General features: G+C 65.8%; 15 protein-coding genes. 12 read left to right on the top strand and 3 right to left on the bottom strand.

Annotated features, from left to right (window positions below; genetic code table 11):
* The first annotated feature begins 155 nt into the window (after positions 1–155).
* The 3 genes from ACLQ62_RS11480 to mshC are packed head-to-tail and all read left to right on the top strand — an operon-like array spanning position 156 to position 3,664.
* Positions 156–1,484 carry a M20/M25/M40 family metallo-hydrolase gene (locus ACLQ62_RS11480; RefSeq protein WP_411721767.1) on the top strand — a complete coding sequence of 443 codons (1,329 nt, stop codon included), beginning with the start codon at positions 156–158 and terminating at the stop codon, positions 1,482–1,484.
* 28 nt (positions 1,485–1,512) lie between these two features.
* Positions 1,513–2,370: an undecaprenyl-diphosphate phosphatase gene (locus tag ACLQ62_RS11485; RefSeq protein WP_411721768.1), complete on the top strand. Its 858-nt coding sequence runs from the start codon at positions 1,513–1,515 to the stop codon at positions 2,368–2,370.
* 46 nt (positions 2,371–2,416) lie between these two features.
* The gene (gene mshC / locus ACLQ62_RS11490; protein ID WP_411721769.1) at positions 2,417–3,664 is read left to right on the top strand and encodes a cysteine--1-D-myo-inosityl 2-amino-2-deoxy-alpha-D-glucopyranoside ligase; all 1,248 of its coding nucleotides are present in this window, start codon (positions 2,417–2,419) and stop codon (positions 3,662–3,664) included.
* Between the two features lie 10 nt (positions 3,665–3,674).
* Here mshC and ACLQ62_RS11495 read toward each other — a convergent pair whose 3' ends face one another.
* Positions 3,675–4,631: a proteasome assembly chaperone family protein gene (locus ACLQ62_RS11495; RefSeq protein ID WP_411721770.1), complete on the bottom strand. Its 957-nt coding sequence runs from the start codon at positions 4,629–4,631 to the stop codon at positions 3,675–3,677.
* Positions 4,632–4,676: 45 nt separating this feature from the next.
* On the opposite strand from ACLQ62_RS11495, the gene ACLQ62_RS11500 reads away from it, so the two are divergent.
* The 9 genes from ACLQ62_RS11500 (at position 4,677) to lnt (ending at position 14,586) form a co-directional block, all read left to right on the top strand.
* Positions 4,677–5,360, top strand: a complete 684-nt coding sequence (locus ACLQ62_RS11500) for an HAD family hydrolase (protein ID WP_411721771.1) — start codon at positions 4,677–4,679, stop codon at positions 5,358–5,360.
* Positions 5,357–6,430, top strand: a complete 1,074-nt coding sequence (locus ACLQ62_RS11505; RefSeq protein WP_411721772.1) for a tRNA (adenine-N1)-methyltransferase — start codon at positions 5,357–5,359, stop codon at positions 6,428–6,430. Before ACLQ62_RS11500 ends, ACLQ62_RS11505 begins: the two co-directional genes overlap by 4 nt.
* Before the next feature lie 52 nt (positions 6,431–6,482).
* Positions 6,483–7,382: an FKBP-type peptidyl-prolyl cis-trans isomerase gene (locus ACLQ62_RS11510; RefSeq protein WP_411721773.1), complete on the top strand. Its 900-nt coding sequence runs from the start codon at positions 6,483–6,485 to the stop codon at positions 7,380–7,382.
* 51 nt (positions 7,383–7,433) lie between these two features.
* Positions 7,434–8,453 carry a helix-turn-helix transcriptional regulator gene (locus ACLQ62_RS11515; protein ID WP_411721774.1) on the top strand — a complete coding sequence of 340 codons (1,020 nt, stop codon included), beginning with the start codon at positions 7,434–7,436 and terminating at the stop codon, positions 8,451–8,453.
* Positions 8,454–8,478: 25 nt separating this feature from the next.
* The gene (locus tag ACLQ62_RS11520; protein ID WP_411721775.1) at positions 8,479–9,429 is read left to right on the top strand and encodes a helix-turn-helix transcriptional regulator; all 951 of its coding nucleotides are present in this window, start codon (positions 8,479–8,481) and stop codon (positions 9,427–9,429) included.
* Between the two features lie 68 nt (positions 9,430–9,497).
* A complete protein-coding gene (gene tatA / locus ACLQ62_RS11525; protein ID WP_411721776.1) occupies positions 9,498–9,776 on the top strand; it encodes a twin-arginine translocase TatA/TatE family subunit in 279 nt (92 codons plus the stop codon).
* A gap of 47 nt (positions 9,777–9,823) precedes the next feature.
* Positions 9,824–10,573 carry a twin-arginine translocase subunit TatC gene (tatC, locus tag ACLQ62_RS11530; protein WP_411721806.1) on the top strand — a complete coding sequence of 250 codons (750 nt, stop codon included), beginning with the start codon at positions 9,824–9,826 and terminating at the stop codon, positions 10,571–10,573.
* Positions 10,570–12,993, top strand: coding sequence for a DEAD/DEAH box helicase (locus tag ACLQ62_RS11535; protein ID WP_411721777.1), 2,424 nt, complete (start codon positions 10,570–10,572; stop codon positions 12,991–12,993). The genes tatC and ACLQ62_RS11535 overlap by 4 nt, the downstream gene beginning before the upstream one ends.
* A 33-nt stretch (positions 12,994–13,026) precedes the next feature.
* Positions 13,027–14,586 carry an apolipoprotein N-acyltransferase gene (gene lnt / locus ACLQ62_RS11540; RefSeq protein WP_411721778.1) on the top strand — a complete coding sequence of 520 codons (1,560 nt, stop codon included), beginning with the start codon at positions 13,027–13,029 and terminating at the stop codon, positions 14,584–14,586.
* On the opposite strand, the gene ACLQ62_RS11545 is transcribed toward lnt, so the two are convergent.
* Positions 14,583–14,948 carry an RNA polymerase-binding protein RbpA gene (locus ACLQ62_RS11545; RefSeq protein WP_411721779.1) on the bottom strand — a complete coding sequence of 122 codons (366 nt, stop codon included), beginning with the start codon at positions 14,946–14,948 and terminating at the stop codon, positions 14,583–14,585. The genes lnt and ACLQ62_RS11545 overlap by 4 nt on opposite strands.
* Positions 14,949–15,036: 88 nt before the next feature.
* The gene (locus ACLQ62_RS11550) at positions 15,037–15,819 is read right to left on the bottom strand and encodes a glycerophosphodiester phosphodiesterase (protein WP_411721780.1); all 783 of its coding nucleotides are present in this window, start codon (positions 15,817–15,819) and stop codon (positions 15,037–15,039) included.

Raw genomic sequence — 15,819 nt, forward strand, 5'->3', positions numbered from 1 at the left:
CGGGCACTAGCACCTCAAGCTAGCGCGTCTGCCATTTCCGCCACCCGCGCATGTGTTCGGGCCGTAGTATTACCGGCGCCGAGGTAAAACTTTAGCACGGTTTTCGGATGGTGTTTGCACGTCTCACAAACCATTCGGGCAGTAGCGTGGGGGGCATGCTTTCCGCCGCGTCCAGCCCGTCCGACACCCCCGCCGAACTCGATGAGACTGTGAGCGTGGCCCGCGACCTCATCCGCATCGACACCACCAACTACGGTGAGGGACGCTCCAACGGGGAGACGGCGGCAGCCGAGTACGTCGCCGCCTATCTCCGCGAGCTCGGCCTCGAACCGGAACTCTTCGACTCGGAACCGGGACGAACGAGCGTGGTCGCCCGAGTCGCCGGGCGGGACAGCGCACGCGGTGCCCTCGTCGTTCACGGCCACCTCGACGTCGTCCCCGCCGACCCCGCCAACTGGAGCGTCGACCCGTTCGCGGGGGAGATCAAGGAGGGCATGCTCTGGGGACGTGGCGCCGTCGACATGAAGAACATGGACGCGATGATCCTCACCGCCGTCGCGGAGCTGCTGCGGGCGGGGGAGCGGCCGGCCCGGGACCTGATCCTGGCGTTCTTCGCCGACGAGGAGAACGGCGGCGTGTTCGGTTCGCACTACCTCGTGGATACCCGCCCCGAGCTGTTCGCCGGTGCCACGGAGGCGATCAGCGAGGTCGGCGGCTACTCGATCTCGATCGACGGCAAACGCGCCTACCTGGTGCAGACGGGAGAGAAGACGCTCCTCTGGGTGAAGCTCATTGCCCGGGGTCCGGCCGCGCACGGCTCCCGCGTCGTTCCTGAGAACGCGATCACGCGCCTGGCCGAAGCCGTGGCCGCAGTCGGCAGGCAGGACTGGCCGATCCGGCTCACCGCGACCACAACGGCGCTGCTGGGGGAAGTGGCGCGCATCCTCGGCGTCGAGCCGCAGGCGCTCGGGCCAGACGAACTCGCCCTCGCGACCGGTACGGCATCCGGATTCATCCAGGCGTCCCTCCGCACGACGACCAACCCGACCGTCCTGACCGCCGGGTACAAGCACAACGTCGTGCCGGACACCGCCGAAGCGCTCGTCGACATCCGGACGCTCCCCGGCGAAGAGGATGCCGTCCTGGCCGCCGTGCAGGAACTCGTCGGCCCCGACATCGAGATCGAAGTGATGCACCGGGACGTCGGCCTCGAGAACGAGTTCTCCGGCCCGCTCATCGACGCGATCCGGGAAACCCTCGCCGCCCATGACCCGGGAGCCGAGGTCCTGCCGTACCTGCTCCCCGCAGGGACGGACAACAAAGCATTATCGAAGCTTGGCATCACCGGCTACGGATTCGCCCCGCTGCGGCTGCCTGAAGGCCTCGACTTCCCGGCGATGTTCCACGGCGTCGACGAACGGGTTCCGCTGGACGCATTAGTCTTTGGCAGGCGGGTTCTTACGGATCTCCTCCGCAGCTACTAGACCATCAACGGCAGGACATTCTTCACCCGTGGACTTTCTCAACGCGATCATCCTCGGCCTCGTACAGGGCCTGACCGAATTTCTCCCGGTATCGTCGAGCGCCCATTTGCGCATCGTCGGGGAGTTTCTCGGCACCGGCGAGGACCCGGGAGCCCGGTTCACAGCGATCACTCAGATCGGCACCGAGCTGGCCGTCATCATCCTGTTCTGGGGTGACATCGTGCGGATCATCGGCGCCTGGTGCAAAGCGCTCGTCGGCAAGATTCCCCGCAACGACCCCGACGCGCGGATGGGCTGGTTGATCATCCTCGGCTCCGTGCCGATTGTCGTGCTCGGGCTGCTCTTCCAGGACCAGATCGAGACGACGCTGCGGTCGCTGTGGTTCACCGCGTCGATGCTTATCGGTTTCGGCATCCTCCTCGGCATCGCCGACTGGGTCGGCCGGAAGAATCTCAAACTGGAGAACCTCGGCTACCGCCACGGCATCATCTTCGGCTTCGCCCAGGCGCTCGCCCTCATCCCTGGCGTCTCCCGTTCAGGCGGCACCATCACCGCCGGCCTGTTCCTCGGCTACGACCGCGCGTCGGCCGCACGGTATGCCTTCCTCCTCGCCATTCCCGCGGTGATCGGCAGCGGGTTCTTCCAGGTCTTCAAGTCGATCGCCGACCCGTGCCTGCCGGGCGCCACCGACTGCAAGCCGGAGATCTACGGCCCGCTGGAGACACTCGCCGCGACCGTCGTCGCGTTCCTCGTCGCCCTCGTCGTGATCAAGTTCTTCATGAGCTACATCTCGAAGCGCAGCTTCATGCCGTTCGTGATCTACCGGATCGCGCTCGGCCTCGTCCTGTTCGTGCTTCTGGGCACCGGCGTCGTCGACGCCGTCTAAGCCGCACGCGTCGGCCACAGCCTGCCGACCGGATTAGGCTGGGACGGTGAAGGCATGGAACAGACCTGAGATCCCGACCCTTCCCGGCCTTTCCTCGGCGCCGTGCCTTTATGACACGTCGACGCGCGGGCTCGTGGAAGCGCACACCGGCGACACCGCCAGACTCTACGTCTGCGGCATCACCCCCTATGACGCCACCCACATGGGCCACGCCGCCACCTATCTGGCCTTCGACACGCTGCAGAGGGTCTGGCTGGACGCCGGCCTCGAGGTGCACTTCGCGCAGAACGTCACCGACATCGACGACCCGCTCCTCGAACGGGCGGCGGCAACCGGGGTCGACTGGCAGGAACTCGCTGCCAGCCAGGTGGACCTGTTCCGACGCGACATGGAAGCCCTGAGCATCCTCCCGCCCGAAGATTACGTCGCGGTGACCGACGTGCTCGATGAGATCGCGGAGGCCGTTCGACGGCTGCTCGTCGCGGGCGTGGCCTACGAGGTTCCGACTCCGGAGAGCTCTGCCGGATCCGACATCTACTTCGACAGCGCCCTGGCGGCGACGGCAGGGATTTGGGCGCTTGGTGAGATCAGCAACCTCGACCAGGCGACGATGGAAGAGCTGTTCGCCGAACGCGGGGGAGACCCCGACCGCGAAGGCAAGCGCGATGTCCTTGATCCCCTGCTCTGGCGGGCCGCACGCGACGACGAGCCATCCTGGGAGAGTTCCGTCGGAGCAGGCAGGCCCGGCTGGCACATCGAGTGCTCCGTCATCGCCCTGATGGAACTCGGCCGTGACTTCACCGTGCAGGGCGGCGGCTCGGACTTGATCTTCCCGCACCATGAGATGAGCGCCGGGCACGCTGCCGCGTTGAGCGGGCATCCGCTCGCGCGGGTGTACAGCCACACCGGCATGGTCGCCTACCAGGGCGAGAAGATGTCGAAGTCTCTCGGCAACCTCGTGCTCGTGTCGAAACTGCTGGCCGCAGGGGTCGATGCGCGCGCCATCCGGTTGACCCTCCTCGCACACCACTACCGCTCGGACTGGGAGTGGACCGACTCGGCGCTCGAGACGGCCGAGGACCGGCTCAGCACCTGGAGCTCCCGCCTCTCCGTCGACGCGGACCGGGGAACGACATCCGCTCATGACGTACTGACCGCCCTGCGGGAGGCTCTCCGGATCGATTTGGACACGCCGAAGGCTCTCGCCATTGTCGATTCAGCCGTCGCCCTGGGGGTCGACGACCCGGCGCTGCTGCGCCGCGCCGTTTCCGCGCTCCTCGGCGTGGACCTCTGACGAACCGGACTCAGCGGGGCGTCGGCGGTTCGTTGCGCCCGTCGCCCTTGCCGTCTGCCGAACGCCGCAGGTAACGCTCGAATTCCTGAGCGATGGCCTCGCCGCTCGCCTCAGGCGATTCGACGGTGTCCCGCGCCTGCTCGAGCTGGCGAATGTACGCGGCCATGTCCTCGTCCTCGCCCGCGAGCGCGTCGATACCCTGCTCCCACTCGGCTGCTTCCTCGACCAGATCACCGCGCGGGATGACGACGTCGACGATTTCCTCAAGCTTGTCGATGAGCGCCAGCACGGCCTTCGGGGATGGTGCGTTGTGCACGTAGTGCGGAACGGAGGCCCAGATGGCGACTGTGGGGATGCCTGCGTCCTCAGCGGCCTCAGCGACGACGCTGAGGATGCCGACCGGGCCTTCGTACATGCTCCGTTCGATCTGCAACTCGGATCGCACCTCCGGGTTTTCGCTCGAGGTGAAGATGGAGATCGGGCGGGTGTGCGGCACGTCGGCGAGCATCGCTCCGAGAAAGACGACGGCGGAGATGTCGGCCGCGAGGGCGGCATCCACGATTTCGGCGGTGAACGCCTTCCAGCTGCGGGACGGCTCGACGCCGACGAGGAGGTAGATGTTGCCGCCGTTGTCGCCGGAGACGTTGAGGTCGGCGTCGTCGGCGAGCGGTTCAGCCGGAGAGAGGGGCGTGGAGGGACCGTACATCGTCGTGGTCGGCCAGCTGAGCCGCCGCCTGGCGTCATCGTCGATGCCGATCACCGGGCGATTGAACTGGTAGTCGTAGTACAGCTCAGGGTCCAGCTCGAGCATCGGCGCCACGTCCAACTGTTCCTGCAGGACTCTGACGGCGCCGGTCGCGGCTTCTCCGGCGTCATTCCAGCCTTCGAACGCGACAACGAGAAGTCGACCCTTGAGCAAAGAGTTCCCCGATTCTGTGAATTGTGGCCCATGCCCGAACACGGGCATCCTCCAAGAATAGGCGCAGTCCGTTCCCGGGTAGCATTGAAACCCGTGACTACACAGCTTCCCGCCGCCGTCCTCTGGGATATGGACGGCACACTCGTCGATACCGAACCGTACTGGATCACTGCAGAGACGGACCTCGTCGAGTCCTTCGGCCGTACCTGGACCTATGAGGACGCCATGACGCTCGTCGGCTCAGGGCTGTGGGAGTCGGCACGGATCCTGCAGGCCCACGGTGTCGACATGCCCGGAGACGACATCGTTCAGCTCCTCACCGGTCGCGTACAGGACCGGCTCAGGGCCGACGGTGTCCCGTTCCGCCCCGGCGCCAGGGAACTGCTCAAAGAACTCCGCGACCTCGGCGTGAAGACCGCTCTCGTGACCATGTCGGTCCGGGCGATGGCGGAGCAGGTGCTCTCGCACCTCGACTTCGCCGCGTTCGACGTCGTCGTTCCCGGCGACGAGGTGGAGCACCCGAAACCCCATCCTGAACCGTACCTGCGCGCAGCTGAACTCCTCGGGGTCTCCATCTCCGACTGCGTCGCCATCGAGGATTCCCGCGCCGGGCTGGCATCCGCTGTCGCGTCCGGTGCCGTCTCGATCGCCGTGCCGCACGCGGTGACGATCCCCGAAGGCCCCACCCATACCACCTGGCCCACCCTGGCCGGAAGAACCAGCACCGACGTGACGGCGCTTTTCGCCGCTTCACGCAGCGAAGGAATCCCACGATGACCGCACAACCCAACGCCGGGCGACCCCTCGACGAACGCCCGCAGAACGCCGGCCCGTTCCGGGTGGGCGACCGCGTGCAGCTCACCGGCCCGAAGGGCAAGCGCAACACCATCACGCTCGAGCACGGGAAGGAATTCCACACCCACCGTGGCATCGTCGGGCACGACACCATCATCGGGTTGCCTGACGGGTCGGTCATCACCACAAGCGACGGCATCGAATACCTGGCATTGCGCCCGCTGCTCGTCGACTTCGTCATGTCGATGCCGCGAGGCGCCGCCATCATCTACCCGAAAGATGCCGCCCAGATCGTCGGTCAGGCCGACATCTTCCCCGGGGCAACGGTCGTTGAAGCCGGTGTCGGATCCGGTGCGCTGTCGCTGTGGCTCCTCCGTGCCATCGGCCCGACCGGCCGGCTGGAGTCCTTCGAACGTCGCGACGAGTTCGCCGATGTGGCCCGCGGGAACGTGGCGACATTTTTCGGTTACGACCCGGACAACTGGCGCGTGTCGGTCGGCGACCTCGCCGAAACTCTTCCGAACACGGTCGAACCGGCATCCGTCGACCGCGTCGTCCTCGACATGCTCGCGCCCTGGGAGAACATCGACGCCTGTGCGACGGCCATGAAGCCGGGCGGAGTGCTCCTCTGCTACGTCGCCACGGTGACTCAGCTGTCGCGGGTGGCCGAGGCCATCCGCGCCACCGGGCAGTTCACCAATCCCGAGTCGAACGAGACGATCGTCCGCGGGTGGCACGTCGAGGGCCTCGCCGTGCGACCGGATCACCGGATGATCGGCCACACCGGCTTCCTGATCACGGCCCGCCGACTCGCCCACGGTGCCGTCCTTCCGGAACTGAAGCGTCGGCCGAGCAAGTCCGACTTCAGCGACGAAGACGTGGAACTGTGGACACCTGGTGCCCTCGGCGAACGAAACGTCAGCGCGAAGATCCTCCGCAAGCGCGTACGCACCGTGAACAACTCGGCGCAACTCAGCCGATCGAGGTCCTTCGGCGACGCCGTCGACAGCGCCGACGGCCTGTCTGAACCCGACGAAACTCCCAGCCACTAAAATAGCCACGCGACCGTTTCGCATCCGCCCTCCAGCATCGAAGAGAGATCCCGTGCGCAAGGCACCAGCACTGCTCCTGTCCGCCGGCCTGTTGATGGCCACCCTTACCGGCTGCGCTCCGACGTCAGCGGCGGATTCCTGCGTGCCGACGGCACCGGACGGCGCCGCGTCGACGTTGATCGACGTGTCCGGTTCGTTCGGCTCCGCTCCCCAGGTCGACTTCCCGACCCCGGTGAAGGCTCAGCAAACCGAGCGCGCCCTGGTGATCGCCGGGGACGACGACGGCCCCGTGCTCACCGGGAACCAGAGCGTTCGGATGGCGCTGGCCATGTACGACGGAGAAACTGGCGAACCGGTTCCTGGGGCGGCGTACGGTGAGCCGGCCGTCTATGCGACGTCACAACTCAACCCCGAGATCACAAAGGGGCTGGAGTGCGCGACTCCCGGATCCCGCATCGCCATGACCGTTCCGCAGGGCGATCAGGCCGCCATCCTCGTCGCCGACATCTTCGATGTGTTCCTCGCGAAGGCGGACGGGGCCGACCGTCCCGTGCTGCAACCCGGACTCCCGTCGGTCGTGACCGCTGCTGACGGCACACCGGGTCTCACCATTCCGAAGTCGGACCCGCCGAAGGAACTCGCGGTCGCGGTGCTCAAAGAGGGCGACGGCGAGACGGTGTCGAAGGCCTCCCGGATGATCGTCCATTACACCGGTGCGCTGTGGTCGGAACGCACCATCTTCGACTCCTCCTGGCAGAACGGCTCCCCGGCGACATTCAGCCCTGAGGAGATCATCCCCGGCTTCGCCACGGCGCTCGTCGGCAAGCAGGTCGGCTCCCAGATCCTCGTCGTGATTCCGCCTGAACTGGGTTACGGCGAGCAGGCAAACGCGACCATCCCGGCGAACTCGACGCTTGTGTTCGTCGTCGACATCCTCGGCACCCTGCCCTGACCCACACAGGCCAGGCGGCTCCGCCCGGCCGGACGCAAGGAGGATGATGTCGTGCCAGAACCCACCGAAGCCGCAGCGCAGCGCGTCGCCGTCGAGGAGCGTCTCTTCAGCCTCGTGCTCGCCCTGCTCGCGACCGAACAGGGCCTGACCAAATCGGAGATCCTCTCGACGGTGCAGGGGTACCGGCAGCGTTACTCGAACTCGGGCGGAAACGCCTCACTCGAGCGCCAGTTCGAACGCGACAAGGACGACATCCGAGAACTCGGGATTCCGCTCGAGACGGTCGAAGCGCCGGGGGACCCCGGCAACAATCAGCTCACCCGCTATCGCATTCCCAAGGGGGAATACGACCTGCCCAAGGAGCTCACGTTCTCGCCGGCGGAGATCGCCATGCTGTCCCTCGCTGCCACGGTGTGGCGGCAGGGCTCGTTGTCGGGGGAGTCTCGACGCGCCATCCTCAAACTCCGTTCGCTGGGGATCGAATCTGACGAACCGGTGATCGGGTATGCGCCGCGTGTCCGGATCCGGGAGAACTCGTTCGAGCCGCTCCGGCAGGCGCTCGAACACCACAGCGTCGTCGAATTCCCGTACCTCAAGCCGGGGGAGTCGACCGCGAAGACGCGTACGGTTGCCCCGCTCGCTCTCGTGCAGCACCACGGCCGCTGGCACCTGTCCGCCCACGACCTCACCATCGACGAAGGCCGGACCTACCTCCTCTCCCGGATCGTCGGACCTGTGAAGCCCATGCAGCGGACCTGGAAGCCTCCGGAAACGGGTGGGCACGCGGAACGCTCACTTCAGGCGCTTGACGCCCTGTGGGAGTCCCAGCGCGCCGTGATCCGGGTGGAACCGGGAACGGATGCCGCCACGCGGCTCGCCAAACGGGCATCAGCCGTCGAGGACGGGACCCTGGAACTGCACTACACCGACGTTGACGTGCTCGCCGACGAACTCGCCGCCTACGGACCGGAGGTCCTCGTGGAATCGCCGCAGCGGCTCGTCGACGCCGTCATTTCGCGGCACGTCAAGACCGTTCGCACCCACCGCGGAACAGGGGGAAACCGTGGTTAGGCCTGGGCTTCACGCGAGAGACAAGTTGACGTTCCTCCTCGCGCTCGTTCCGTACCTGATGGACCACGGCCATGTCACCGTCGCCGACGCGGCCAGGCACTTCGGCGTCGATGAGGAGCAGATCCGCGAGTCGGTTCGCCTCATCGCCGTTTCTGGAGTTCCCGGCGAGACCAGCTCGTACCAGCATGAGGACCTCTTCGACATCGACTGGGACCTGTTCGAGGAGAATGACGAGATCGTCATCACCCACCTCGTGGCCATCGACGACTCACCCCGGTTTTCGGCCCGCGAAGCCGCTGCTCTCATCGCGGGTCTGCAGTACCTGTCGTCCCTGCCCGAACAGGCCGATCGGGATGTCCTCGGCTCGCTGATGTCCAAACTCGCACTCGGTTCCACCGGCCGCCCCGCCGAAGTGGCCGTCGGTTCCAGTTCCGTCGACACAGCGCTCGCCCGGATCCGCGATTCGGTCGCGGCCGGCCACCGGATCGAATTCGACTACCTCAACTCGCGCGGCGAGTCGGAGAAGCGCACCGTCGACCCGTTGCGCATCCAGTCACTCGATCAGGACTGGTACCTGCGCGGCTGGGACCACCTTCGCCAGGCGGTGCGAACTTTCCGACTCGACCGGATGAGCAACCTCACCACGACCGACGAACCGATCAGCCACCACGCCGCCGAGGTGCCGCTGTCGGAGAGTCTCTTCGAAAGCTCAGCCACAGACCTCGAGGTCGTGGTCGAACTGGCCGACGACGCAATCGGGATGATCGCCGACTACCTGACGACGGATGCCCCCGTACCCGGCAGGAACGGACGGTCGCGCGTGACGCTCCACGTGGCCCACGATCACGGACTCAAACGCCTCATCGCCGGGCTCTCCGGTGTTGTCACCGTGATCAGCCCCGACACGGCGAGGACGCGAGTCGCCGACTGGGCGCAGGCGGCTCTCGACCGATACGCTGAGCAAACCGACCGGTAGGCCTTCACAGGGTCATTGCGACCAAAGCACGGTAAACTTGCCGGACACACAGGATCAAAGGACATCTCATGGGAATCTTCGGTAACGCGTTCAGCGGGTGGCACCTCCTCGTCATTGTGTTCCTCGTGCTTCTTTTGTTCGGCGCTCCGAAACTTCCTGCCCTCGCGAAGAGCGTCGGGCAGTCGATGAAGATCTTTAAGAGCGAGATCAAGAGCGACAAAACCGACAAAGACGTCGTCGATGACGCCACGGTTCCGTCTGTGCAGCCCACAGCGACGCAGGAGGCAGCAGATCCGACGATCGTGAACCCCGGAACGGGCGCTCCCGGACCCCAGACGAAACCGTAGGGTTCATGGCCGCCCGTATCAAACGGGGCAGGAACGCTGACGGTCGGATGTCGCTCGGTGAGCACCTGGTCGAGCTGCGCAAGCGCCTCTTCATCAGTGCCATCGGCATTGTGGCCGCCATGGTCGCCGGCTTCGTCGTCTCCGATTTCGCCATCAGCGCAATGGCCACCCCGATCACCGAGATCGCGGGGGATCGCGGTCAGGCACTGCTGAACTTCGACAACGTCACGGGTGCGTTCGATCTTCGCATGAAGGTCGCATTCACCATCGGGATCGTGATCTCCAGCCCCATCTGGCTCTACCAGATCTGGGCCTTCCTCGTACCTGGCCTCACCCGCAAGGAAATCGGCTACGCCCTCGGCTTCCTTCTCAGCGCCGTCCCGCTGTTCCTCGCCGGTTGTGCCGCCGGCTGGTTCGTCATGCCGCACATCGTCGAACTGATGGTCGGATTCACCCCGGCGGATGCCTCCAACTTCTTCAATGCGGGCATCTACTTCGACTTCGTGCTCAAGCTCGTCCTCGCTGTGGGGATCGCCTTCGTCGTTCCCGTCTTTCTCGTTCTGCTGAACTTCGTCGGCGTGCTGAGCGCGGCCACCATCATCAAGTCCTGGCGCGTGGCCATCCTCGTGATAGCGCTGTTCTGCGCTATCGCGACACCGGCGGCCGACGTCGTCTCCATGTTCATCCTGGCGATTCCGATGATCCTGCTCTACTTCGCCGCATACGGTGTCGCTTTCCTGCATGACCGCCGCGCCGCTCGTCGCAGGCTCGCCTTCGAGGCAGAATTGGCGTTGTGACCGTCAACCTGTCCCCGGCCGAGCGATACGCAGCCTCCAAGCGCAAGAGCCCGCTACTCGACGCCTTTCGTGCAAAGCAGCGATTCGACCTCGATCCGTTCCAGCTCGAAGCGTGCGCGAGCGTCGAAGCGGGCAACAGCGTTCTTGTCGCCGCACCCACCGGGGCTGGGAAGACCATCATCGCCGAATTCGCAATCTACGCGGCGATGCAGCGAACCCGGTCGAAAGTGTTCTACACGGCGCCGATGAAGGCACTGAGCAACCAGAAGTTCAACGAACTCGTCGCCGAATACGGCGCCGAGTCGGTCGGGTTGCTCACCGGTGATACCAACATCAACGCACGGGCCCGCATCGTTGTGATGACCACCGAGGTCCTTCGGAACATGCTGTACGCCGACTCTGACCTGCTCACTGACCTCGCATACGTGGTCATGGACGAGGTGCATTACCTCGCCGACCGGTTCCGCGGCGCTGTGTGGGAGGAGGTGATCATCCACCTCCCGCAGGAGGTGCGGATGGTCTCCCTGAGCGCGACCGTGTCCAACGCGGAAGAGTTCGGGGACTGGCTGCAGGCCGTCCGCGGCCACACCGAGGTCATCGTGTCTGAGGAGCGGCCGGTGCCCCTCGACCAGCACGTTCTCATGCGCGGCAAACTGATCGACCTTTTCGCTGCGCCGAGCCTCGCCGAGACGCACTCCGTGAATCCCGAGCTGGTGCGGATGGCGCAATTCGGCGGCCGGTCGCTGAACAACAAACAGTACAACGACGTCAGCCGGTACAACGCCAAACGCGGCCAGCGCACCGGGCAGCGCGTTGACCGCGGCCAGGTTATCGAACTGCTGGACGAACACCACCTGCTCCCGGCCATTTTCTTCATCTTCAGCCGGGTCGGATGCGACCAGGCAGTCACGCAGGTGATGCGTTCGGGAATCCGTCTCACGGAAGCCCACGAACGTGACGAGATCCGCGAGCTCGTTGAAGAGCGCTGCTCGGCCCTGCAGGACGAGGACCTCGGCGTGCTCGGATACTGGGAGTGGCTCGACGGACTCGAACGGGGCATCGCCGCCCACCACGCCGGAATGCTGCCGGCGTTCAAGGAAGTCGTCGAGGAACTGTTCCGCCGCAAGCTGGTGAAGGCGGTCTTCGCGACCGAGACGCTCGCCCTCGGCATCAACATGCCTGCCCGAACCGTCGTGCTCGAGAAGCTCGAGAAATTCAACGGAGAAGCCCGGGTTCCCATCACCCCGGGGGAGTACACGCAGCTCACCGGGCGGGCCGGCCGCCGCGGAATCGACGTGGAGGGCCACGCGGTCATCGCGTGGCAGGAAGGCCTGCACCCCCAATCGGTCGCCTCTCTTGCTTCACGGCGCAGCTACCCCCTCAACTCCAGCTTCAAGCCGACGTACAACATGGCCGTGAACCTCATCGACCAGTTCGGCCGCGAACGAACGCGCGAGATCCTCGAGTCCTTGTTCGCCCAGTTCCAGGCCGACCGCGCGGTCGTCGGAATGGCCCGCAAGGTTCGGGAACAGGAAAGCTCACTGGCGAAATACCGTGAGGCGATGACCTGCCACCTCGGCGACTTCGCCGAGTACGCCGGTATCCGCAGGGAGCTCACCGACCTCGAACGCAAGAGCGGGTCGCCTGAGAACTCCTCACGGTCACAAAACGATCGCCGACAACGCCAGCTCGTCGAGCTGCGCAAGCGGATGAAGGCCCACCCGTGCCACGGATGCGCCGACCGGGAGCAGCATGCGAGGTGGGCCGAGCGCTGGTTCACCTTGAAGCGGCAGACCGACCAACTCAGCCGGCAGATCTCCACCCGAACGGGCGCCGTCGCCAAAATCTTCGACCGCGTCACCGACGTCCTGCTCGAGTACGAGTACCTACTTCCCGGTGAGAACGGAGAGGTGGAACTCAGTGCGGCCGGGCGTACCCTCAAACGCATCTACGGTGAACGGGACCTGCTTGTCGCTGAGGCTCTGCGGCGGGGAGTGTGGAACGACCTCGACCCTGCGAGCCTCGCCGCCATGGCCTGCAGCATCGTTTTCGAGCCGCGGCGTGACGAGGGAACCCTGGCCGACCGGTTCCTGCCGCGTGGAGCCTTCCGTGTGGCTCTGGACAAAACCCAGGACCTCTGGGCCCGGCTCGACGACACCGAACAGGAGAACCGCCTGCCTGGGAGCGAGCCCCTCGCCACCGGCCTGTGCCTGGCCATGCATATGTGGGCGCGCGGCTCGAGCCTGAACTTGGTGCTGACCGAGGCGGATATGGCGGCGGGGGACTTCGTCCGCTGGACCAAACAGACCATCGATCTGCTCGACCAGCTTTCGATCGTCGCCGACGGTGGCGTTGGACGCAATGCCCGCAAGGCGCTGGAGGCTATCCGCCGGGGAATCGTGGCATACAGCGCCGTGTGATCCGGCGCCTCTTACGCCGCATAGGCTGGAACAGTGACAGCCCCGACGCGCCCCCCCGTACCCCTCCTCGCCGCTGTCATCCTTGCCGCAGCGTCAGGTCCCGTCTTCGACGCCGGATTTCCTGACCTCGGGATCTGGCCTCTGGCGTTCGTCGGTATCGGGCTCAACCTGGTCGTCCTCATCGGCCGCAGCGCCTGGGGCGCCCTCCTCACCGGCTTCATCGCCGGCGTCTCGTTCTACCTGGTGCACGTGTCGTGGGTTTCGCTGTACCTCGGCCCTGTTCCCTGGATCGCCCTGTCGGTGCTCGAGTCGATCTTCTTCGCCCTCGGCGCTCTGCTGATCACTCTGGCGTTCCGCTGGATACCGAGGGTGTGGTCGACGCCCCTCGGCCGGGTCGGCCTGCTCCCGCTCGTCGTCGCCGGACTGTGGACCGCCCGGGAAGCTCTCGTCAGCACCTGGCCGTACGGCGGGTTCGCGTGGGGCCGGGTTGCGCTGAGCCAGTCCGAGAGCCCGTTCGCACCGCTCGTCGCGTGGGTCGGGGTCAGCGGTCTCAGCTTTGTTCTCGTCTGGCTCGTCGCATTCCTGCTGCAGTTCCTCCGCGAGCCGAAGGTGCCGATTCCCTCTCTCCGACTGCTGGCTCCAGCCGCCGCCGTCGCCCTCGTGCTCGCTCTGCCGGCCTGGCCGATTCTCGAACGCGGCACGTCGACGATCGCCGCTGTCCAGGGCAATGCGAAAGCAGGCTACTTCGACGAACGCGAACCGGGTGACATCCTCTCCGCCCAGGCGTCGGCGACTCTTCCCCTCGTCGGCGCTCCGGTCGACATGGTCGTCTGGCCGGAGAACGGCACAGATCTGGACCCGGTGACCGTGCCGCAGGCGGCATCCGTCCTCGACTATCTCGGCGCCCAGACCGGCGCCCCGATCCTCACGGGGACGATCATGGAGCGGGACGGCCGGTTCTACAACACATCACTGTTGTGGGAGTCGGGGACGGGCCCCACCGACTACTACGACAAGCGGCACCCGGTTCCGTTCGGCGAGTATGTTCCGGACCGGGAGTTCTGGGAACCGTTCGCACCGGACCTGATCGGGCTGATTGCGCGGGAGTACACCCCGGGCACCCGGGACAACGTCTTCAACGTCAACGGAGTGATCGCCGGTATCTCGATCTGTTTCGACATCGTGGACGACGCGCTGACCCGTGAGGCCGTCGACCGTGGCGCCCAGGTGATCATCGCCCAGACGAACAACGCAGACTTCGGCCGCACAGACGAGAACCAGCAGCAGCTCGCCATTGCCCGGCTCCGCGCCATCGAATCGTCGAGAAGCATCGTGAACGTATCCACTGTCGGGACCAGCCAGATGATCGGCCCCAACGGCGCCACACTCACCGAGATCCCGGCGTACGAGCCAGGACACATGGTGTTCGACGTTCCGCTGGTATCAGGGAAGACGCCCGCGATGGCGGCCGGCGGCCAGATCGAAACCCTCGTGTCGTTCTTCGGACTCGGTGCGTTGATCGTCGCCCTGTTCGTGGGTACAAAAAACGGGCGCCAGCGCGAAGCTGACGCCCGAATTGTGGACGGAAGTTAGGCTCCGACCTTGTGCTGGCCGCGCCGAGCCCGCAGGAAGGCGAGGCGTTCTTCGAGGAGTTCCTCGAGTTCGTCCCGGCTCCGGCGTTCGAGCAGCATGTCCCAGTGGGTACGGGCCTGCTTCTGATCCGACCGGTCGATCACGACCGGTTCAGAGCCGACCATGAGGACGGCTTCAGCTCCGCAGTGGCGGCACTCCCAGGTCTCTGGGGCTTCCGCATCCGCTGCGAACATCAGTGCGCTCTCGTGGTTGCACTCCGGGCACAGGTACAGCGACCGTGCCCGTTCTGAAAATATGACGCCGTCTTCGCTCTGTAGGCTCTGGGCGCCGAGGCGCATTCCGCGCAAACTGCGATCTGCCATGTTCTGGTTCCTCTCGCTCGCTGAGTCCAGTTATAGACCCCGAAGCTGGGCAACGCCTTGTCATCCGGAATTTTCTGCCAGCGTTCACTCAGACTTGTCGGCGGGTGCGACGTTCGGCGAGGAGGGGGATGGCCAGATCCGCGCGGTCGGTGATGATGCCGTCCACTCCCATCTCGACAAGCCGGTGCATGTCGTCGGGGGAGTTCACCGTCCAGACGTGAACTTCGACGCCGGCGCGATGGAACATCCGGACCGTTCGCTCGGTCACGAGGCGGAGGTTCCGGTGACGCTCCGGAATCTGCACGCAGGAGATCCCGGAAAGCGCGGAACGGATGATCGCCGCGGAGCCCAGCCGCACGCCCAGATAGGCGCGGCGAATTCGGTCGGATGACGCCGAGGACGCCACACCAGGCAGAGCATCGACTGCGCGCCTCCGCCTGCCCTCGTCGAAGGAGGTGATGAGGACACGGTCCGTCGCCCTTTCGGCACGGATCGCCCGGGCGACAGGCCCGGCCGCCTGCTCTGACTTCACGTCGATGTTGAACCGGATGTTCGGGAACGTGACGAGAGCACCGGCGAGAGTCGGCACACGGTGCCCCTGCCCCAGGTCCAGCTGCCTGAGCTGGCTGAGGGTGAGGTTCCTGACCGCGTGGTTCACACCGTCGACGCTGATCTCCGGGTCGTGCACGAGCACGGCGATTCCGTCAGCTGTCGCATGGGCGTCCGTTTCGAGGTACTGAGCGCCCACGTCGACGGCGGCCTGGAACGCGGCAATGGTGTTTTCGGGGGCGCCAAGGGCGAGCCCGCGGTGGGCGAGGACACGCGGCCTCTGGGGTTCGTAGTAGACCGAGGCCGCGTTCTCGTCCGGCAT

The sequence above is a fragment of the Mycetocola sp. genome, from assembly GCF_046716805.1.
GTDB lineage: Bacteria > Actinomycetota > Actinomycetes > Actinomycetales > Microbacteriaceae > Mycetocola_A.